Consider the following 22,106-nt stretch of genomic DNA (forward strand, 5'->3'; position numbering starts at 1 on the left):
ATAAAAATGGATAATGACAATAAACGCGCATTAAATGTGTTGCTATGGCCCATAATTTTATAAAACCCCATTTATAGGTGATATTTATTAAAATGATATAAAGACTAAATAAAGGCGTGCGAGTTTTGATGAAATATAAACAAACTTGGTTTAAATTCCTATTTATTAAAATATTAAACGTTTTTTAGGGGGCTTTTTATTTATCTTAATACATTGGTCTCATTGCTTTGATTTTACTCTGTTGTTTTTAATGTCTTTTTCTTCTTGCTGCTTTCTTGGGCTTGTTTTTTGATAGGTTAATTTAAATTTTCTTTAAAAAATTAAATGCGATTTATTTCAAAAATATTATCAATATGAATGTTGTTTCCCACCAAATGTTCACAGTTTATGATGAGAATAATCTCAAGAATTGATGATCTATATTCCCTGTTTGGCGAATGCTATAATCTTGCCATCAACCAGGGAGCAAGATATGAATTACAATGGTTTGCATCGGTTAATGTCGAGAATGAAAGGGTGCCAGATGGTGCTCTTGGTCAGCGCGGTATTATTATTAGCGGGCTGTGATGACGAGAACAAAAATAAGGATGTTGCTGCGCCATCTTCCCCGGTGGCGACACAGGCCAGTGAGTCTGTGGTCAAAACGCCAGTAAGTAAAACTAATGATGCAAATAAATTGGCAGAACTGGCCAAACAGCATGCCGGGCAGCCGCTAACTTTATTGGATGCCTCCGAGCTACAGCTCGATGGCGCTAGTGCTATGGTGCTGACTTTCTCTCAGCCATTAGATCCCAATCAGGACTTTTCCTCACAGGTGCATCTGGTTGATACCGTCAGTGGGAAAATTGACGGGGCTTGGGAACTGTCCGATAACATGATGGAGTTGCGTTTACGCCATCTCAAACCTGAACGTAAATTGCTGCTTACAGTTGATAGTGCTTTGAAAGGCATCGGCGGTGCTGAGTTAGGTAAACAACAGCAGCAACAAATTACCACCCGCGATATTAAGCCGAGTGTCGGTTTTGCCAGTAAAGGCTCTTTGCTGCCGGGTAAATTGGCGCAGGGTTTACCGATAATGGTGCTCAATGTCGATAACGTTGATGTTAACTTTTTCCGCATTAAGCAAAGTAGCTTGGCCAATTTCCTGGCGAATTGGCAGTACCGCAGTTCGCTGTCTAACTGGGAATCGGACGAGTTGCTGAAAATGGCTGATCTGGTCTATACCGGCCGTTTTGACCTCAATCCTGCGGCCAATACCCGCGAAAAGCTGTTACTTCCGTTAGCCGATATCAAGCCGTTGCAAGAATCCGGTGTTTATCTGGCGGTGATGCAACAAGCCGGACGTTACAATTATACCAATGCGGCTACCTTATTTACACTGAGTGATATTGGTGTTTCGTTGCACAGTTATCATGACCAGCTGGATGTCTTTACCCAAGCATTGGCGGGCGGCGCGGCCTTAAAAGGTGTGTCGCTGCAATTGTTGGACGAAAAAGGCCAAGTGCTGGCGCAGAGTGAAACTGACGGTCAGGGCCATGCGCAGCTAGAGAAAAATGCCAAGGCGAAATTGCTATTGGCCTCGCAAAACGGGCAGACCAGCTTGATTGATCTCACCGCACCGGCGTTGGATCTGGCTGAATTTGATATTGCCGGGCCTGAAGGTTTCCAGAAGCAGTTTTTTGCCTTTGGCCCGCGTGACCTGTATCGGCCTGGGGAGACTTTAATCGTCAATGGGTTATTGCGCGATGCAGATGGTAAGCCCCTGGCTACCCAGCCAGTCAAAGTGGATATTCTCAAACCTGATAACCAGGTTGTTCGCAGTTTTGTCTGGCAGCCACAGGATGGTTTATATCAATACCAATACGCCATTCCAGAAAGTGGCCCGACTGGCGAGTGGTCATTGCGTCTGAATCTGGGTGACAACCAGCCGCGCCTCTACAAATTTAAAGTAGAAGACTTCTTGCCAGAGCGCATGGCATTAGATATTGCCACTAGTGCAGAGCCGATTGCCACCGACAGTGAAGCCAGCTTTGCGGTCACTGGCCGCTATCTGTATGGCGCTCCGGCCTCTGGTAACCGTCTGCAAGGTCAATTATTCCTGCGCCCACTGCGCGAAGCGGTTGCAGCATTACCCGGTTTTGAGTTTGGCTCGGTTATTGAAGAAAATCTGTCACGCACCTTAGACGAGTTTGATACCACATTGGACAGTGATGGCCAAACTGACATCGAAGTCGATAACAGTTGGCAGAATGCCCAGTCGCCTATGAAACTGATTTTACAGGCCAGTTTGCTAGAATCCGGTGGGCGGCCCGTCACGCGGCGTGCAGAGCAGGCTTTGTGGCCAGCCGATGCGTTGGCAGGTATTCGCCCTTTATTCAACAAGCAGCAAGTCTATGATTACCGCAGTGACAGCTATAAATCACAGGCTATGGTCGATCAGGACACGACGGCTGATTTTGACATTGTTTATGCCAATGCAGACGGTGAAAAACTGGCGGTTAATGGCTTGAAAGTGAAGTTGGTTCGTGAGCGCCGCGATTACTATTGGCAGTGGTCTGAAAGTGATGGCTGGCAGTCACTGTTTGATAAAAAAGATCTGACCATGGCTGAGCAGTCAGTGAACATTCCCGCCAATGGCAGCGCCAAAGTTAGCTTCCCGGTCGAGTGGGGCGCTTACCGCATTGAGGTGAGTAACCCTGATAACTCACTGGTCAGTAGCTCCCGTTTCTGGGCCGGTTATAGCTGGCAGGATAATACCGCGGGCAGCGGCGCAGTTCGGCCAGATCAGGTCAAACTGACACTGGATAAACCGGCTTATCGGCCGGGCGAGAAAGTGAAATTACGCATCGAAGCACCGACTGCTGGTAACGGCTATTTGTTGGTGGAATCCAGTGATGGCCCATTATGGTGGCAGGAAGTGAGCATTGCGGCGGGTGGCACAGAGGTTGAAGTGCCTATTAACACGGATTGGAATCGCCATGATTTGTATCTCAGCGCGACAGTAATTCGCCCCGGTGATAAATCGCAGCAGGCTACACCAAAACGCGCCATTGGTTTACTGCATCTGCCGCTGGTGGATGAAACCCGCAAACTGGCGCTGGAATTGGAAGCACCTGCCCGTATTCGTCCTAACCAAACCTTGGTGGTGAAAGTGAAAGCCAGCCGTACCGGCGCGCCGTTACCACAAAAAGTGCAAGTGTTGCTGTCAGCCGTCGACAGCGGAATTTTAAATATCACCGATTACGCCACGCCGGACCCTCATGACGCTTTCTTGGGGCGCAAACGCTACAGTGCTGATCAATATGATGTTTACGGGCAATTGATTGAAGGGCAGGGGCGCTTGGCGAGCTTGCGTTTTGGTGGTGATGGTGATGAAGAAGACGCGCTATCCCGTGGGGGTAAAAAACCGATTACTGAAGTGACTATTGTGGCGCAACAGGCCCAACCCGTGAGCCTAAATTCACAGGGTGAAGGCACCATTGAACTGCCTATCCCCGATTTTAACGGCGAATTGCGTTTGATGGCACAAGCTTGGAGTGATGAAGACTTCGGTAAAGCTGAGTCTAAAGTGGTGGTGGCGGCCCCGCTGATTGCGCAACTGGCCACCCCGCGTTTTCTGGCGGGAGGGGATAGCACCGAGCTGGCATTGGACTTGAGCAATTTGTCCGGTCAACCACAAACGCTGTCACTCAACTGGGCGGCGAGCAATTTATTGGCATTAAAGGGCGCACCAACGCAGTCTGTCTCTCTGGCAACTGGCGAGCGCAAAACCCTGCTGATCCCGGTTCTGGCCTTGAATGGTTTTGGTCAGGGTGATATCGGGCTGACCATCACCGGGATGGTATTGCCGGATGAAAAACTGGCAGATTATCAACATCATTGGAAAATTGGGGTGCGGCCGGCTTATCCCGCTCAGACCCGCCATTTTGCTAATGTGCTGCACAGTGGTGATAACTGGAACCTGCCGGCAGAGGCCATTGAGGGGCTGGCCCCTGAAACGCTACAAGGGCAGCTATTAATCACCAGCCGTCCGCCGCTGAATCTGGCCCGCTATATCACTGAATTATATGCCTATCCTTATGGCTGTCTGGAGCAGACGGTGAGCGGGCTATATCCTTCTTTGTACAGCAATAATGCGCAACTGACCGCACTGGGTATCAAAGCGGACAGCGATGAAAAACGGCGTAAAAGCATTGATGTCGGTATTGAGCATTTGCTCAGTATGCAACGTCATAACGGCGGTTTTGGCTTATGGAGTAATGACAGCCCGGAAGAGTTTTGGTTGACAGTTTATGCCACTGATTTCCTCTATCGCGCCAGCCAGCAAGGTTACAGTGTGCCAGTAGCCGCGTTAACCGCCGCCAATAATCGTTTACAGCGCTATTTGCAAGACCCGAGTCAGGTGCAGATTCGTTACAGTGAACAGACCAACCATACCCGCTTTGCGGTTCAAGCTTATGCTGGTTTGGTGCTGGCGCAACAGCAACAGGCATCATTGGGGGCATTACGTCAATTGTATACCCGCGGCAATGATGCGCGTTCCGGTTTACCATTGGTGCAACTTGGGGTGGCGCTGAAATTGATGGGGGATATGCCGCGAGCCAAAGAAGCCATTACGCAAGGGCTGAACACCACTCGCAGTGACAAAGATTATTGGTTGGAAGATTATGGTAGTCCACTGCGCGATGACGCGCTGATTTTGGCATTGCTGACCGACAATAACCTGTTGCCGCAGGTGCGCGACACACGTTTGTTGGAGTTATCCAATGCGCTGATGGGTCGTAATTACCTGTCTACGCAAGAGAGTAATGCACTGTTCCTGGCCGGACGCACCCTGATGAATGGGGCTGAAACCCCGTGGCAGGTGGCGATTGCGCAGCAGGCAGAGCCGATCGCGGATAGCCCGACATTGACTCAGAATACGGCGCTTAATCAAAACTGGTCAGCTCAACAGCTGGCGGGTGGGATACAATTGCAAAATCGCGGTGATGTGGCCCTATATAGCCGCTTGGATATTGTGGGATACCCACTGCAAACGCCAGCGCCATTTAGCAATAATTTGCATATCAGCCGCAGTTATATTGGTCTTGATGGTAAGCCGCTGAAGTTATCAAATCTGAAAAGCGGGGAGCTGGTTTTGGTGTACTTAGATGTCTGGGCCGATAAGCGCGTGCCAGATGCTCTGGTAGTTGATTTATTGCCAGCCGGTTTGGAGTTGGAAAACCAGAATTTGGGTGACAGCAGCGCCAGTCTGGGGGAAAGCGCCAACAGTGTGACGGAGTTATTGCAAGACATGCAGCAGTCGGATATCAAGCATCAGGAGTTCCGTGATGACCGCTATGTGGCGGCCGTCAATGTTGATCCATACCGCCACACCACCTTGCTCTATCTGGCACGCGCGGTGACACCGGGTATTTATCAAGTACCGGCTCCGCAGGTAGAATCCATGTATGTCCCGGATTGGCGGGCGCTAGGGAGTACCGTGCCGCAGCTTGAAGTTTCTAAGTAAACACTCACTCCCCTTTATGGTCGGCAGTAAGCTACTGTAAGGGGGAGGTGAATGCCATCGATGCAAAAACGACACAAAATTTGGGCGCTAGTGCTTATTGTTGTGCTCTTTCCGGCTGCTTTGTGGCTGGCGGATAAACTTTGGCCGCTACCCTTGACCGAGGCGCAGGTTGCTCGGGTGGTCGTGGCCGAAGATGGCACGCCATTATGGCGCTTTGCCGATGCAGATGGGGTATGGCGTTACCCGGTCTCCTTGCGTGATGTTTCTCCTTATTACCTGCAAGCTTTATTGACCTTCGAAGACCGCTGGTTTTATCGGCACCCTGGAGTGAACCCGCTGTCACTTATCCGCGCCGCTGGGCAGGATTTACGTGCGGGTAAAATTCTTTCTGGCGGCAGTACGTTATCGATGCAAGTTGCCCGCCTAATCGACCCTCATCCCCGCACGTTGTTGGGGAAATTGCGGCAAGTTTGGCGAACCGCTCAGTTGGAGTGGCACTTTTCCAAAGACCAAATTCTCGAAATCTATCTGAATCGCGCCCCTTTTGGCGGCACATTGCAAGGAATTGGCGCGGCCAGTTGGACTTATCTGGGCAAACCTCCCTCACAACTGACGCCCGCAGAAGCGGCATTGCTGGCAGCATTACCGCAAGCTCCAAGCCGGTTGCGGCCAGATCGCTACCCACTGCGCGCGAAAGTAGCACGCGATAAAGTCTTAAACCGACTGGCTGACTATCAGGTGTGGCCAGCGCAGCAAGTTGCTGATATAAAACAAGAAGATATCTGGCTGGCACCGCGACAGGTACCCCAATTAGCGCCATTACTGGCCCGGCGCTTAACCAGTGGCAATAAACGGGAAGTGATTCAGACGACTTTAGACGCCGGATTGCAGCGGCAATTAGAAGAGATGGCTGCGGGGTGGCGTCACCAACTGCCGGAGAAAACGTCGCTAGGATTGCTGGTGGTGGACCATACCACCATGAATGTGCGAGCTTACCTCGGTTCGGTCGATTTTCAGGACAACAGCCGCTTTGGTCATGTGGATATGGTGAGCGCCTGGCGTTCGCCGGGATCAACACTGAAGCCATTTCTCTATGCCATGGCACTTGATGATGGTCTGATTCATGCTGAATCATTGCTGCAAGATGTGCCGCGCCGTTTTGGCGACTATCGGCCCGGTAACTTTGATACGGGATTTCATGGCCCAGTGAGTGCCAGTGAAGCGCTAGTGCGTTCACTAAACCTCCCCGCCGTGCAATTGCTGGAAGCCTATGGGCCGAAGCGCTTTACTGCCAATTTGCGTAATGGCGGCTTAAATTTACGTTTTCCCCTCTACAGTGAGCCGAGTTTAGCCGTGATCCTTGGCGGCACCGGCTCGCGGCTGGATCAGTTGGTTGCGGCGTACAGCGCTTTTGCTCGTGGAGGAATGGCGGCTACATTGCGCTTTGAACCGCAACAGCAAGTACAGGAACGGCGCTTATTTTCCGCGGGAGCTGCATGGATTACCCGGCGCATAATGGCCGGGGAGGCCCGACCATTACCGGATGATATTTTACCTGCCACCGTGCCGCTGGCATGGAAAACCGGCACCAGCTATGGATATCGTGATGCTTGGGCCATTGGTATTAATGCCCGTTATACCATTGGCGTGTGGGTTGGGCGGCCTGATGGCACACCGGTCGCTGGTCAATTTGGTTACGCCACGGCAATACCAATTCTCAATCAGGTCAACAATGTGTTGATGACAGCTCTACAACAAAATGGCCGCCGGTTACCTCTTGATCCTCGGCCCCCATCTGTCAGTCGGGAAGAAATTTGCTGGCCCGGCGGTCAACCACTGGCCATTGGCGATACTAACTGCCGGCAGCGGCGTCAAAGCTGGGTGCTTGATGGCACTCTTCCTCCAACATTGGCCGCGCCGGGGCAGGAAAATATTCAAGGGAGCCAGCTCAGTATTTGGCTGAATTCACTGGGGCAGCGGGTTGCCGCTGATTGCCCCAATGCGCGACTGCAGCAGCTAACACTATGGCCACTGCCACTTGAACCTTGGCTACCGATAACTGAGCGCCGCAGTCAACGGCTACCCGCAGTTAGTCGCGAATGCCCGCCACAAGGGGATGTTGATGTGGCCCCATTACTGATTTTGGGTATACGCAACGGCACGATAGTGAAGCGTTTGCCGGGCCAGCAACATCTTGACCTTCGTCTGGCCGTGCAGGGGGGGCGAGGGCAACATTGGTGGTTCCTCAATGGGGAGCAAGTTGCGATAACTGAAAATAATCAATCATGGGTACAAACTTTATCTCTACCTGGTCGTTATCAGCTTAATGTATTGGATGAAAGTGGGCAGGTCAGTAATTTGGTATTTCGGCTGGACTAGCACAATATCTGATTTGAATTAATTACTTTAATTAATTACAAGCAACAACCCATTCTTTATATTTTTTTCTTAATATAATATTTTTATAATAAAAAATATTTTAATAATTTGCCTTCCATTGCGATAATATATTTCCTTGAGATTTTTCACTGTTCATTATAATGGTATGAATAACAAGTCTGGAGGGGGTATGATAAAATATCAATCTTTTCTGTTACTCATTATTTTCATTTTAATATTAAGTCGAGATGTATATTCTAATCAGCCCCAAGTCTGCTTTTTTATGGATGAAAATTATCAAGGTGAATCTCTTTGCACGACAGAAGGTAATTCTGTTGATGCCCTTCCCTCTAAATGGAATGACAGGATATCGTCTATTAAAATCCCTTATGGTATGGTGGTTTCAGTTTCTAAAGATGTGAATTTCTCAGGTAAGACATTGACTTTCAAGGATGATGTTGATTCATTGCTTTTACTGAAATGGGCAAATTTGAATAATGAAATTAGCTCTTTTAGAGTCAGAAGTGCGGCTTGTTTTTATGAGTTTGATGGGTTTTCTGGTGAGTCATTTTGTTTGTCGGGTAATGAAAGTATCGATCTTTATCAAAATAATAAACCCGCCAATAAGTATCATATTGTAAATCCATTCAATGACAGGATTAGTTCCATATCAATACCAGATGACACTCATGTTACTATTTACGCAGATGATGAATATACAGGAAAATATTTTGTTCTAATGAATAATTTCTCAAGTGATGAATTAGAGAAAATTGGCATGAGCAAGGAGATAACCAGCATTAAGGTTGTTCAACAAGAGGCGTTCATTTGTGATCAATATTGTGTTGTTAAAGGAATATTACCTATTCCATAAGGGTATGGTTTCGGATCCTATTGGTTAGACGACAGAGTTAAAAATAAAGAAGCATTAATTAGTTTTTATTTTAGTGGACGTGATAATTACTCACTTGATTTTTTTGATAATGTAATTATTAGAGTTTTAGATGAGGTGATATTTTTTATTCATAAAAATCATGAAGAAAATAGTTTTATTTTTGAACTGGATAAAAGGAGTGATACATTATCATTTCTACTGCGGTTTAATGGTGGGTATTCTGAAGTTCAATTTATTGAATCTATAGGAAGTAAACCATTATATATTTCACCAATAGTTGGTTCTCTATTTGACTTTGGTTTTAGTAATATCAATCTCAAGGTGAATAGTACTAGTGAAAATAATTTATTGGTTATTAATAAAATAGTATTAACAGCCGAAAAAAACTTTTCTCGCTTAGAACGTGGCGCTATTGAAACAGCCGCCTGTTGGCTTATGCCTATCATGAGTATTTATAACTATGTTATTCAGGGTAAGTGTAATCAGGTAGATAGATTTGTAAGTAACACTCATGATTTTTTTGATAAAAATGACGATAAAATATTACAAATATCTGGATCGGCAAAACCATATCCAAAAATAAAGGCTAATGATCCCATTGAGTTTGACGCACCCTCGGTAGATTTCTCGTCTAAAGTTGAAGGTGAATTAACCCATATTAATACGGATATGAGAGGGGAGGCTCTCACTGTACCGGCAACGGCATTGGCCTGTAATGTTTCTCTGAAAGAACAATTACTTCCTCACCTGCGCCATCGCCGTGATCTGATGTCCGGTTGTGTTGAATGGACATTAAATATTTTGACTGATTTCACTTTGCTATTTGGTAGAAATGTGGCCGATTGGAATTCTGCACATTTTGGTCAGGTTATTGAAAATATTATTAAAGAGGGGAATATAGGGCAAGGAGCCTCGAATAGCGAAGTTGAAAAGCGTTTAGTCGAAAATGTCCAGAAACACTTGGCTGAAAGTGATAGTGATTTAATTAATATAAAAACTGCATTTGATTTTTCACAACTTAGCTATGCAGATTATTTGCAACATCATGATGCTGAGACAGAAGTACATCCGCCACTCATTGCGCAAGAATTACCAATGGGGCGTTATGAATTAGCGCTACAGAACTTCCAATTTATTGAGACAGTACCGCGTATTCGTCGGCACGGGCAGTGGATGGAAGACACTGAATTACATTTTGAGACAGAAGTAATTAGCGGAGCCACCGATGACACATTGGCAGCACGGCAAGCTATTCTGCCCGTGATTAATAAATGGCGGCGCACATATTATCAGACTAGCGCACGGTCACTCACGACCATCCCGCCAAATGAAAGTAGCCATAATCCGGCAACTACCGATGAGGTTGTTGAGAATGAACAAGCTATTTCTGGTCATACCGCAGTGGCCGATAATCCCGCCGTGACTGATGACTCTGTTATTGAGGCTGCGCGTTTGGTGAGTGATGTTGTTCAAAGTTGGTTAAGAACCAGCCGCGACGACTATATCTATGTTGTTGTTCGTCTCTCGGGGCAGATAGTCAGTATTACGATGGCGATAGATATTAATGAATCAGATACTGGTATTGCCGGTTCATTGACGAATCCTGATTACGTCCTGCGCCCAGAAGTGGAGGGCGGGATTAGAGGCGCGGGGACCGCGGCAATCAGAGCTTTGGCCGACCACCTGAGTAAAAAAGGCAAACGATCTTTGGTATCAGATGTAATTAGTCGGCCATCCGCCATTGTGAAAAAGAAAGTGGGTTTCAAATTTATCAATGAGCTGTGACTCGATATCTATCTATTTTGCGGCAATCTCAGTGCAGCAAACCGATTTCTATGTGAAATGTGAGTTGTGCATAAAAATAAGCAATTAAGATAAATATTTTTTAATGAAATGTTGTAATTCCCGTATGCAAGTGCCAAACACACACATATAATCGGCGGCCACTGTACAGTGGTCGGCATAATTTTGTAGTAAAGGAACTGTCCGCCAGCCAAACCTAAGCGCTCATTGATGATGCTTATCGGGGCGGGTTCCGAGTCCGGTCAATATTATAATACCTAATAGAGGTTATCATGGCTTTAGAACGTACTTTCTCCATTATCAAACCAAATGCTGTTGCTAATAATGACATCGGTGCCATTTATGCGCGTTTTGAAAGTGCTGGCTTCAAAATTATTGCTGCTAAAATGCTGCACCTGACTAAAGAGCAAGCTGAAGGTTTTTACGCAGAACATAAAGGTCGCCCATTCTTCGATGGTTTGGTTGAGTTTATGACTTCTGGCCCAATTATGGTTCAGGTTCTGGAAGGCGAAAATGCAGTTCAACGTCACCGTGATATCATGGGCGCAACTAACCCAGATAATGCACTGGCAGGTACACTGCGTGCTGACTTTGCCGATAGCTTCACCGCGAATGCGGTACACGGTTCTGATGCTGTTGAATCAGCTCAACGTGAAATTGCTTATTTCTTCGCCGCAGATGAAATTTTTCCGCGCAGCTAATTAATTGATTCAATGCAGGAATGGCCGCTATTTAATCAACTGAAACAATAAAGTTGACCCAGCACCTTTCCAATCATGGAATCCATGCTTTAAAATTCGTACAATGCCGCGCCCCGGTGGAGACATCTCTCCCGGGGCGTTCTATTATTTATTCATCGCCGTTTCGAAAGCCGTACCCGGTTTAAAGCGCAGCGCCGTAAAGTGTAACAACGAGGCCACGACAACTCATGTCTGAACAATTATTAACTGCATCAATGCCGATTGATGCTGCCCCCCAGTCTGACAACGCGGTTGAAACTACTGCACCTGTCAGCAGCAAAATCAATCTGCTTGATTTAAATCGTCAGCAAATGCGCGAATTTTTTGCCGAGATGGGCGAAAAGCCTTTCCGTGCAGATCAGGTCATGAAGTGGATGTATCACTATTGCTACGATGATTTCGAGCAAATGACCGACATTAATAAAGTGCTGCGCGCCAAGTTACAGCGGGTAGCAGAAATCCGTGCGCCTGAAGTGGCGGAAGAACAGCGCTCAATAGATGGCACCATTAAATGGGCAATCAAAGTTGGCGATCAGCAAGTCGAGACGGTTTATATCCCCGAAGGTGAGCGCGCGACCCTGTGTGTGTCATCTCAGGTAGGTTGCGCATTAGAATGTAAATTCTGTTCAACCGCGCAGCAAGGCTTTAACCGTAACCTCCGCGTGTCTGAAATCATTGGTCAGGTATGGCGGGCAGCGAAAATTATTGGGTCATTAAAATCGACCGGCACTCGCCCTATCACCAACGTGGTGATGATGGGAATGGGTGAGCCGCTGTTGAACCTGAATAACGTGGTACCCGCGATGGATATCATGATGGACGACTTTGGTTTTGGCTTATCCAAACGCCGTGTGACCTTGTCCACCTCAGGCGTGGTGCCTGCATTAGATAAATTAGGTGATATGATTGACGTCGCCTTGGCCATCTCGTTGCATGCTCCTACCGATGATATCCGCGATGAAATTGTGCCAATCAATCGTAAATACAATATTGAAACTTTCCTGGCTGCGGTTCGTCGCTATTTGGCGAAATCCAATGCTAATGGTGGGCGGGTTACAGTTGAATACGTTATGCTGGATCACATCAATGACAGCACTGAGCAAGCTCATCAGTTAGCGGAATGTTTGAAAGATACGCCGTGTAAGATTAACTTGATCCCATGGAACCCGTTCCCAGGGGCACCTTATGGCCGTAGTTCAAATAGCCGGGTGGATCGTTTCTCTAAAGTATTGATGGAATATGGTTTTACGACTATCGTCCGTAAGACACGTGGTGATGATATCGATGCGGCATGTGGCCAATTGGCCGGTGAGGTGATTGACCGCACCAAGCGCACTTTGAAAAAGAAAATGGCGGGTGAACCTATCGCCATTAAAACAGTCTGATTCATAATGCTAATTGTTTGTGTATAACTATTTGTTATTCAACTTATAATTTGTTCGATAATCGGCGTTAAAAAGGTTATTCAAAAGTCAGTAATGGGAATAACATGAGCAGCTAGATTGGGTGCTCATAGGCCAAATCGATTTCAAGGTACAAGAAAGTGGCGAGCAAGAAAATTCTCAAATGCTTAACTTCGGTCACGTGATTTGGGAACGAAAGCAGCCAACACACCTGTAGATTGAAATATGATGGATATCTTCACATATAAGGACAATTGAGAAAGCATGAAGCTGACAAGACTGTGGAGAGTTTGCCTGATAGCGACTGTATTGGCTGGTTGTTCTGGCTCATCGCCGGAAAAAGTGAGCCAACCCGCCGCAGGGCAAACACGTTTACAACTGGGTTTAGAATATCTGGCGCAAGGTGACCTTAATGCTGCGCGGCAGAATCTTGAGAAGGCTGTAGCGGCGGATCCACAGGATTATCGCGCTCAATTGGGTATGGCTTTTTATGAGCAACGTATCGGCGAAAATGATGCGGCAGAGCAGCGCTATCAGCAAGCAATGAAACTGGCACCAGGAAATGGCACTGTACTGAATAATTACGGTGCGTTTCTGTGTAGTTTAGGGCAGTATGTACCGGCCCAACAACAGTTTAGCGCAGCCGTGCTGTCACCTGATTACGGTCAGGTTGCAAATAGTCTGGAAAACGCGGGATATTGCTTTTTACGGGCGAATCAAAATGACCAGGCTCGGGTACTCTTGAGTCGGGCATTGAAATATGACCCTGATAAGGGTGAGCCGCTGCTCGCAGAAGCTCAAAGGCATTTTGGAGAAGGGAATCGCGCTCAGGCGCAACTATTACTGGATGTTTATCAACATGTACTTCCAGCCAGTGCTGAAAGTTTATGGTTACAAATTCGTTTCGCCGCGCTAGCAGGCCGTCAAGATAGTGTACAACGCTATGGCAAGCAGCTTGCGCGAAGTTTTCCACAATCCAAACAGTACCAGCATTTTCTAGCTAATGAATACTGAAGCCTCCCAAGATCAAACTGTTCCAGAGACGACAGGTGTGCGCCTGCGTCAAGCCCGTGAAGCACTAGGGCTAACTCAGCAGATGGTTGCAGAACGTCTGTGTCTGAAAGTATCCACAATCCGTGATATTGAGGAGGATAAAGCACAAGCTAACCTCGCCTCGACATTCCACCGTGGTTACATTCGTTCTTACGCTAAATTAGTTCACCTTCCTGAGGATGAACTGTTGCCGATGTTGGAAAAGCAAGCGCCTATCCGAGCGGCAAAAGTTGCTCCAATGCAAAGTTTCTCATTGGGTAAAAAGCATAAAAAACGTGATGGCTGGTTGATGAGTTTCACCTGGCTTATTGTGTTGGTGGTGCTAGGCCTGACAGGAGCATGGTGGTGGCAAAATCATCAGGCGCAGCAAGCAGAAATAGTCACTATGGCTGATCAATCTTCTGCTCAACTGTCGCAAAATGGCGGGCAATCTGTGCCGCTGTCTGATGATAATAGCAGTCCTGCAGCACCTACGGATACCCAAGCTCCGGTCGCGAATAGCGAGCCTTCTACTCCAATAGCAAATGGCACTGCGCCTGCGACGAGCAGTGTAGCACCTGCGGGTACGGCGAATAGCCGTGCCGATACCACAACCTCTCAAGGAACAACTTCAGCGGAGTCTGCGGTTGTTTCGCCCAGTCAGGCACCTTTGCCTGATGTTTCTACCGCGCAATCACCCTTGCCTACAGCAGATGCTGGGGTGGCAGGGGCTGCATCATCAGTCGGCTCATTGGTCATGAATTTTACCGCTGACTGTTGGTTACAGGTTGTTGATGCGAGCGGAAAAACATTATTTAGCGGTATCCAAAAAGGGGGCGCGACCCTCAATCTATCAGGGACAGCGCCCTACAAACTGACCATTGGTGCACCTGGTGCATTAACGATTACGTATCAGGGTAACCCAGTAGATCTGAGTAAGTTTATTAAGGCTAATCGCGTAGCCCGCCTGACTGTCGGTGTAGAGTAATATTGTGTTTTTGACAAACAACTCTGTGGTTCTAACAAACAGCCATTGTCTTATGAATGGTTGTGGTTTTGAAAGACTGCTTTGTTGCGAAAACTACACGACTGTAAAGGAGAGTGTGTAATGCATAACGAATCACCTATTATCCGACGTAAATCGACTCGGATTTACGTCGGTAAAGTGCCAATTGGTGATGGTGCACCGATTGCAGTGCAATCGATGACCAATACTAAGACGACTGATGTTGATGCGACGGTTGCCCAAATTAGGGCATTGGAACGTGTCGGCGTGGATATCGTGCGAGTCTCAGTGCCGACTATGGATGCGGCTGAGGCTTTCAAGTTAATCAAACAGCAGTCAAATGTTCCGCTGGTTGCCGATATCCATTTTGATTACCGTATTGCGCTGAAAGTTGCGGAATACGGCGTTGATTGCTTGCGAATTAATCCCGGAAACATAGGTTCGGAAGATCGTATTCGTTCTGTGGTTGATTGTGCTCGTCACCACAATATCCCTATCCGCATTGGTATCAATGGTGGGTCGCTGGAGAAAGATATTCAGGAAAAATATGGCGAACCTACGCCAGAAGCCCTGCTTGAATCCGCGATGCGTCATGTTGATATTCTTGATCGCCTCAATTTTGATCAGTTTAAAGTGAGTGTAAAAGCCTCCGATGTTTTCCTGGCTGTAAACTCCTACCGTCTGTTGGCCAAGCAAATTAATAACCCTTTGCACTTAGGGATCACTGAGGCCGGTGGTGCGCGCAGTGGTTCTGTAAAGTCTGCTGTTGGGTTGGGCTTGCTGTTGTCAGAAGGGATTGGCGATACTTTGCGTATCTCACTGGCAGCGGATCCCGTGGAAGAAGTCAAAGTTGGTTTTGATATTCTTAAATCGCTGCGGATCCGTTCGCGTGGGATTAACTTTATCGCCTGCCCAACCTGTTCCCGCCAAGAGTTTGATGTTATCGGCACAGTAAATGCGTTGGAGCAGCGGTTAGAAGACCTGATTACCCCAATGGATGTGTCTATCATTGGCTGCGTAGTCAATGGGCCGGGCGAAGCATTGGTGTCGACCATTGGTGTGACTGGCGCACACAACAAAAGTGGTTTCTACGAAGATGGTGTTCGTCAGAAAGAGCGTTTTGATAACGAAAAGATGATTGACCAGTTAGAAGCAAAAATTCGAGCAAAAGCATCTATGCTTGATGCGAACAATCGGATAGTTATCAATATGTTGGATGATAAATAAGCATCCTGAACCATTGGTTAGTCATGAATACAAAAAAGCGGGCGCGGCCCGCTTTATATTGAGGCTGAAAGAGGTAACAAATTGTCGCCATTGAATATGTAGGCGGCAAGCCTCTATAATCGGCTTTATTTTTTGCACTATCCCCAATGTTATTGGCGTTGCTACTGACACCGCGGCAACACAAGTGGATTGGGTATAAAACTACAGAGAACAGACGTGGCAAAGAACATTCAAGCCATCCGTGGTATGAACGACTACCTGCCAGCCGATACGGCAATATGGCAGCGTATTGAAGGTATCTTAAAGCAAGTGCTGGCAGGCTACGGCTATAGCGAAATTCGCATGCCGATTGTAGAGCAGACCCCGTTATTCAAGCGCGCTATCGGTGAAGTCACCGACGTGGTTGAGAAAGAGATGTATACCTTTGACGATCGCAATGGCGAAAGTCTGACACTGCGTCCGGAAGGAACCGCAGGCTGCGTGCGCGCAGGCATTGAACATGGTCTGCTGTACAATCAGGAACAGCGTCTGTGGTATATCGGCCCAATGTTTCGCTATGAACGCCCACAAAAAGGGCGCTATCGTCAATTTCATCAATTGGGCGCTGAAGTTTTCGGCCTGCAAGGGCCGGATATTGATGCGGAGCTGATTCTACTGACTGCCCGTTGGTGGCGTGCTTTGGGAATTTCAGAGCATGTGCAGCTTGAATTGAACTCTATCGGCTCATTGGATGCACGCGCAGATTACCGTGAAGCGCTGGTGACATTCCTGGAACAACATGTTGATGTGTTGGACGAAGATTGTAAGCGCCGCATGTACAGCAACCCATTACGGGTATTGGATTCCAAGAACCCGGATGTTCAGTTGTTGCTTAATGATGCACCTAAGCTATCTGATTATCTGGATGAAGAGTCAAAACAACATTTTGCGGGCTTGTGTGAACTTTTAGACCAGGCCAGTATCCCATATACCGTAAATGAGCGTTTAGTTCGTGGTTTGGATTATTACAATCGTACAGTATTTGAATGGGTGACCAACAGTTTGGGTGCGCAAGGTACTGTTTGTGCCGGCGGGCGTTATGACGGTTTGGTAGAACAATTAGGCGGTCGTGCAACACCTGCTGTTGGTTTTGCTATGGGACTTGAGCGCCTTGTGCTATTGGTGCAGGCAGTTAATCCAGAGTTCAAAGTGCCGGCAACAGTTGATGTGTATCTCATCTCATCGGGTGAGGGCGCGCAAAGTGCCGCGATGCAGCTTGCTGAGCGCCTGCGTGATGATTTACCCGCGCTAAAGTTGATGACTAACTATGGCGGCGGTAATTTCAAAAAACAAATTACCCGTGCTGATAAATGGGGCGCTCGCGTTGCATTAATACTTGGCGAAAGTGAAGTGGCCGCACAGCAAGTGGTAGTGAAAGATTTGCGTAATGGTGAACAAGAAACGCTGGCGCAAGCGGATGTTGCTGCGCGTCTGGCTTTGATGTTGGTTTAAGGAGAGAGACACCGTGGAAGTCTATACCACTGAAAATGACCAGGTTGATGCAGTGCGCCGTTTCTTTAGTGAAAATGGTAAAGCGCTGGCCGTGGGTGTGGTGCTCGGGATTGGTGCACTAGTGGGTTGGCGTTACTGGCAGAGTCATCAAAACACTGTCTTGACGGAAGCCTCCTCTGCCTATCAGCAAGCCAGCAATGCTTTGTCAGCGAACAGTGCTGATGGTGTTGCTATTGCTGAAAAATTTGTTCAGGGCAATAAAAATAACTACGGCGTACTTGCCGGGTTAGAGTTGGCTCATCACTTTGTTGAGCAAAACGAGTTTGATAAAGCGGCACAGCAACTGACCCAAGCATTGGGCCAGACAAAAGATGAAAACCTGCTGTCGCTGATTAATCTGCGTCTTGCTCGTCTGCAACTGCAATTGAAAAAACCAGATGAAGCATTGAAAACACTGGATGCAGTGCAAGGTGATGGCTGGACGGCGATGGCGCAAGATGTTCGTGGCGATGCATTATTAAGCAAAGGTGACACCGCAGGTGCACGAGCAGCTTACAGTAAAGGCGTCGAATCAAATGCTTCTCAGGCGCTGCAAGCTTTGCTGCGCATGAAATTGAATAATTTGTCCAGCTAAGGGGTATTCCCATGCAATTGCGTAAAACACTCTTAGTAGGACTGGTATCTGTTGCCCTATTGAGTGGTTGTTCACTGTTTAACAGTGAAGAAGATGTGGTTACCATGTCGCCACTGCCAAAAGTTGAAAATCAATTCACGCCGACTAAAGTGTGGAGCACTTCTGTGGGGAGTGGCATTGGTGATTATTATTCTCATCTGCGCCCAGCCTGGCAGGGGACTTCTGTCTATGCCGCCGACCGTAAAGGTCTGGTGAAAGCTATGGAAGCTGATAGCGGTAAGCAAATTTGGCAAACCGACCTGTCTGAGAAAACCAACTTCCTCTCCAGCAACCGTTCTGCAATGTTATCTGGTGGCGTAACAGCTTCTGGTGCCCATGTGTATGTCGGCAGTGAGAAAGCCGTGGTTTATGCGCTGAACTCTGATGATGGTAAAGTTGCATGGCAGACAGTCGTCGCTGGCGAAGCATTGTCCCGCCCGGTTGTCAGTGATGGTGTGGTGCTGATCCACACGTCAAATGGCATGCTGCAAGCGCTGAATGAATCTGACGGTGCTATTAAGTGGACATTAAACCTGGATACACCCGCATTATCTCTGCGTGGTGAGTCTGCTCCAGCGGTTGCATTTGGTGCTGCAATTGTCGGTGGTGATAACGGTCGCGTAAGTGCGGTTATGATGGAGCAGGGCCAGTTGATCTGGCAACAGCGTATTTCCCAAGTGACTGGGACCACTGAAATTGACCGCCTGAATGATGTCGATACCACGCCAGTAGTGGTTGACGGTGTTGTCTATGCTTTGGCCTATAACGGCAATTTGACCGCATTAGATCTGCGCTCTGGTCAGATTCTATGGAAACGCGAAATGGGCTCAGTCAATGACATCATTGTTGACGGTGGCCGCATTTATCTGGTCGATCAGAATGACCGTATTGTCGCATTGAAGACTGATGGCGGGATAACCCTTTGGAGTCAAAGCGATTTATTACATCGCAACTTGACTGCGCCAGTGATGTATAATGGTTATCTGGTTGTAGGTGATGCTGAAGGTTATCTGCACTGGGTGAATACCGATGATGGCCGTTTTGTTGCTCAACAGAGTGTAGACAGCTCTGGTTTCCTGAGTGCGCCTGTGGTTGCCAGCGATAAGTTGCTGGTGCAGGCAAGAGGCGGCACGGTCTACGCGTTCACCCGTTAATTCTGATTTAGCGCCTGTCTACAGGCTAATACCCGAGTACCTTGGTGTTGCAGTAAGTCACACTGCTGCAACTTCAAGGATGAAGGGTTTAAAGCGGCTCCTGATATTCAGGGGCCGTTTGTCTTCTAAAAACTGCGCTGTTGAATATTCGATACAGCGCTGTAACGCTTTGAAAATTAAGTAATGAGGCTCCAAAAAATGATACCTGTCATCGCGCTGGTCGGGCGCCCGAATGTGGGTAAATCCACTTTATTTAACCGCTTAACGCACACTCGTGATGCGCTAGTTGCGGACTTTCCCGGGCTAACGCGTGACCGTAAGTATGGTCGTGCCGAGGTCGAGGGTCATGAGTTTATTGTTATCGATACCGGAGGTATTGATGGCACAGAAGATGGCGTAGAAACCAAGATGGCGGGTCAATCGTTATTGGCGATTGAAGAAGCTGATATTGTCCTGTTTATGGTTGATGCGCGCGCCGGGCTGATGCCAGCGGATCAGGGCATTGCCCAGCATTTACGCAGCCGTGAGAAAGCCACTTTCCTGGTTGCCAACAAAACTGACGGTATTGACGCAGATACTGCTGCCGCTGATTTCTATTCATTAGGCTTAGGTGAAGTTCATGCTATCGCGGCTTCCCATGGCCGTGGTGTGACTCAACTGATTGAAGATGTTATGGCGCCTTATATGGACGCCGAAGAGCCTGAAGTTGAGTTGACAGACGAAGAAGCTAATGCGGCCTATTGGGCAGCGCAGGAAGCTGACGAAGACGAGATCCCAGAAGACGAAGAAGATGATTTCGACCCGAGAACTCTGCCAATCAAGTTGGCGATTGTCGGGCGTCCTAACGTAGGTAAGTCCACACTAACTAACCGTATCCTCGGTGAAGATCGTGTGGTGGTTTATGACCTGCCGGGTACCACCCGTGACAGTATTTATATTCCAATGACCCGCGATGAGCGCGAATATATTCTGATTGATACTGCGGGTGTGCGTAAACGCGGTAAAATTACTGAGACAGTTGAAAAATTCTCAGTTATTAAAACCTTACAGGCAATTGAAGATTCCAACGTCGTGCTGTTGGTTATTGATGCCCGTGATGGTATTTCAGATCAAGATTTGTCTCTGTTAGGCTTTATCCTCAATAGTGGGCGCTCACTTGTTATTGCGGTCAACAAATGGGATGGCATGACAGAAGAAGCCCGCGCGCAGGTTAAAGATATGCTAGACCTGCGCCTTGGTTTCGTCGATTTTGCCCGAATTCACTTTATTTCTGCCTTGCACGGGAGTGGTGTAGGTAACCTGTTTGAATCCATTCAGGAAGCTTATGACTGTTCAACCAAGCGAGTGGGTACTTCCTTACTGACCCGTATCATGCAAATGGCAGAAGAAGACCATCAGCCCCCGTTAGTTCGTGGTCGTCGTGTGAAGCTGAAATATGCTCACGCCGGTGGTTATAACCCACCGATTGTAGTTATCCATGGTAACCAAGTGACTGATTTGTCAGATTCTTACAAACGCTATCTGATGAATTATTTCCGCCGCTCACTGAAAGTTATGGGTACGCCAATTCGCATTCAGTTTAAAGAGGGTGAGAACCCGTTTGCGGGTAAGCGCAATACCTTGACGCCAAATCAGATGCGCAAACGTAAACGTTTGATGTCGCACCTGAAAAAAAGTAAGTAAATAAAGACAGCAAAGCGCGGGCATCCCGCGCTTTTTGCATTTTTAGCCAATGATTTTTTAACAAATCGTTTTGGTAATCTGCACCATGGGCCATTTACTCGCCAACAAAAGGAGTTGAACGCCAGCCATGTCTTGGGAAACCTGGAGTTTTGCATTCGGTGTAACAGTACCTAACCTATTGATGATGTTACTCGGTGTTTTGTTACGGCGCTGTGGTTTGATGGATGATCGGTTCTGCGACGGTGCGACTCGGGTCGTCTTCAACCTGGCGCTACCTTGCCTGCTATTTTTCAGCGTTGCCACCAATCACGTCAGTTTAATGGATAACTTACCCTTGGTTATCTACGGTGCTGTCGGCACTTTACTGACATTCCTATTGCTTGAGATTGCTGCCAAGTGGCTGGTAAAAGACCCAAGAGAGCGCGGTGTGTTCGTGCAGGGCGGCTTCAGGGCGAATACCGCGATTGTCGGTTTGGCGTTTGCTATGACGGCCTATGGTGATGAAGGCGTTGCGCTGGGGTCGATGTACCTGACGGTGACGGTGATATTATTTAATATGTTGTCAGTAATAACATTGACCCGTAGCTTACAAAGTGGGCAGGGCGGGAAAATCAGCAAATTGGCATTGTTGCGCAGTATTGTTACTAACCCATTGATTATTGGTCTGGTATGCGGTTTAGCTTATGCTCAAACCCAGTTACCTATTCCTCCGGTGATTGTGCAGACTGGCAGTTATATCTCAGCCTTGGCACTTCCTCTGGCATTGCTTTGCACCGGCGCGAGTCTTGATTGGCATGCAATGTTCCGTTCTTCCAATGTGGCGGCATTATCCTCAGTAGCAAAACTATTTATCGTACCAATATTGATGACGCTCGGGGGGGTGCTGATGGGATTCCGTGGCGCAACATTAGGTATTGTTTTTCTGTTTTCCGCGACCCCAACTGCTGCGGGCAGTTATGTCATGACCCGGGCCATGGGGGGGAATGCTACACTTGCGGCGAATATTATTGCCATCACCACGGTTGGCTCATTTTTCACTACTGCGCTCGGGATTTACTTCTTACGTTCGCTGGGCGTGATGTAAGTTTTCATCAATTTGTCGGAGAGAAAT

At 47.6% G+C, this 22,106-nt stretch carries 12 protein-coding genes and 1 pseudogene; all 13 read left to right on the top strand.

Going from position 1 to position 22,106, the window contains the following annotated elements; all coding sequences use genetic code 11:
- The first annotated feature begins 472 nt into the window (after positions 1–472).
- The 13 genes and pseudogenes from F0T03_RS05710 to F0T03_RS05770 all read left to right on the top strand — a co-directional run bounded on the left by F0T03_RS05710 (position 473) and on the right by F0T03_RS05770 (position 22,079).
- Positions 473–5,509 (top strand): alpha-2-macroglobulin family protein, encoded by a 5,037-nt coding sequence (locus tag F0T03_RS05710; RefSeq protein WP_159677421.1) that lies wholly within the window; start codon positions 473–475, stop codon positions 5,507–5,509.
- A gap of 60 nt (positions 5,510–5,569) precedes the next feature.
- Positions 5,570–7,888: a peptidoglycan glycosyltransferase PbpC gene (gene pbpC / locus F0T03_RS05715; protein ID WP_208787096.1), complete on the top strand. Its 2,319-nt coding sequence runs from the start codon at positions 5,570–5,572 to the stop codon at positions 7,886–7,888.
- A gap of 190 nt (positions 7,889–8,078) precedes the next feature.
- Positions 8,079–10,568: pseudogene (locus F0T03_RS05720) on the top strand (exotoxin).
- A 290-nt stretch (positions 10,569–10,858) separates the two neighbouring features.
- Entirely contained in the window at positions 10,859–11,287 is a 429-nt protein-coding gene (ndk, locus tag F0T03_RS05725) for a nucleoside-diphosphate kinase (protein ID WP_004707890.1), read from the top strand.
- 254 nt (positions 11,288–11,541) lie between these two features.
- On the top strand, positions 11,542–12,711 hold the full coding sequence (gene rlmN, locus F0T03_RS05730; RefSeq protein WP_246169952.1) for a dual-specificity RNA methyltransferase RlmN: 1,170 nt from the start codon (positions 11,542–11,544) through the stop codon (positions 12,709–12,711).
- 282 nt (positions 12,712–12,993) lie between these two features.
- The gene (pilW, locus tag F0T03_RS05735) at positions 12,994–13,743 is read left to right on the top strand and encodes a type IV pilus biogenesis/stability protein PilW (RefSeq protein ID WP_159677423.1); all 750 of its coding nucleotides are present in this window, start codon (positions 12,994–12,996) and stop codon (positions 13,741–13,743) included.
- Complete coding sequence (gene rodZ, locus F0T03_RS05740) at positions 13,733–14,749, top strand: cytoskeleton protein RodZ (protein WP_145557513.1); 1,017 nt, start codon at positions 13,733–13,735, stop codon at positions 14,747–14,749. Before pilW ends, rodZ begins: the two co-directional genes overlap by 11 nt.
- Positions 14,750–14,869: 120 nt before the next feature.
- Positions 14,870–15,994, top strand: a complete 1,125-nt coding sequence (ispG, locus tag F0T03_RS05745; RefSeq protein ID WP_145557510.1) for a flavodoxin-dependent (E)-4-hydroxy-3-methylbut-2-enyl-diphosphate synthase — start codon at positions 14,870–14,872, stop codon at positions 15,992–15,994.
- A gap of 216 nt (positions 15,995–16,210) precedes the next feature.
- Positions 16,211–17,485, top strand: coding sequence for a histidine--tRNA ligase (gene hisS / locus F0T03_RS05750; protein ID WP_145557508.1), 1,275 nt, complete (start codon positions 16,211–16,213; stop codon positions 17,483–17,485).
- A 13-nt stretch (positions 17,486–17,498) separates the two neighbouring features.
- Positions 17,499–18,119: a YfgM family protein gene (locus F0T03_RS05755; protein ID WP_145557506.1), complete on the top strand. Its 621-nt coding sequence runs from the start codon at positions 17,499–17,501 to the stop codon at positions 18,117–18,119.
- Between the two features lie 11 nt (positions 18,120–18,130).
- On the top strand, positions 18,131–19,312 hold the full coding sequence (gene bamB, locus F0T03_RS05760; RefSeq protein ID WP_145557503.1) for an outer membrane protein assembly factor BamB: 1,182 nt from the start codon (positions 18,131–18,133) through the stop codon (positions 19,310–19,312).
- A gap of 198 nt (positions 19,313–19,510) precedes the next feature.
- Positions 19,511–20,995 carry a ribosome biogenesis GTPase Der gene (gene der, locus F0T03_RS05765; RefSeq protein WP_145557501.1) on the top strand — a complete coding sequence of 495 codons (1,485 nt, stop codon included), beginning with the start codon at positions 19,511–19,513 and terminating at the stop codon, positions 20,993–20,995.
- Positions 20,996–21,122: 127 nt separating this feature from the next.
- Positions 21,123–22,079, top strand: a complete 957-nt coding sequence (locus F0T03_RS05770; RefSeq protein WP_159677424.1) for an AEC family transporter — start codon at positions 21,123–21,125, stop codon at positions 22,077–22,079.
- The last annotated feature ends 27 nt before the right edge of the window (positions 22,080–22,106 follow it).

Source organism: Yersinia canariae, from assembly GCF_009831415.1.
Lineage (GTDB): Bacteria > Pseudomonadota > Gammaproteobacteria > Enterobacterales > Enterobacteriaceae > Yersinia > Yersinia canariae.

Excerpts from the sequence above, each read along its gene's own strand:
- pilW (WP_159677423.1), top strand. The coding sequence starts at position 12,994 with ATGAAGCTGACAAGACTGTGGAGAGTTTGCCTGATAGCGACTGTATTG.
- bamB (WP_145557503.1), top strand. The coding sequence starts at position 18,131 with ATGCAATTGCGTAAAACACTCTTAGTAGGACTGGTATCTGTTGCCCTA.
- der (WP_145557501.1), top strand. The coding sequence starts at position 19,511 with ATGATACCTGTCATCGCGCTGGTCGGGCGCCCGAATGTGGGTAAATCC.
- rodZ (WP_145557513.1), top strand. The coding sequence starts at position 13,733 with ATGAATACTGAAGCCTCCCAAGATCAAACTGTTCCAGAGACGACAGGT.
- ispG (WP_145557510.1), top strand. The coding sequence starts at position 14,870 with ATGCATAACGAATCACCTATTATCCGACGTAAATCGACTCGGATTTAC.
- pbpC (WP_208787096.1), top strand. The coding sequence starts at position 5,570 with ATGCAAAAACGACACAAAATTTGGGCGCTAGTGCTTATTGTTGTGCTC.
- ndk (WP_004707890.1), top strand. The coding sequence starts at position 10,859 with ATGGCTTTAGAACGTACTTTCTCCATTATCAAACCAAATGCTGTTGCT.
- rlmN (WP_246169952.1), top strand. The coding sequence starts at position 11,542 with ATGCCGATTGATGCTGCCCCCCAGTCTGACAACGCGGTTGAAACTACT.
- F0T03_RS05710 (WP_159677421.1), top strand. The coding sequence starts at position 473 with ATGAATTACAATGGTTTGCATCGGTTAATGTCGAGAATGAAAGGGTGC.
- F0T03_RS05770 (WP_159677424.1), top strand. The coding sequence starts at position 21,123 with ATGTCTTGGGAAACCTGGAGTTTTGCATTCGGTGTAACAGTACCTAAC.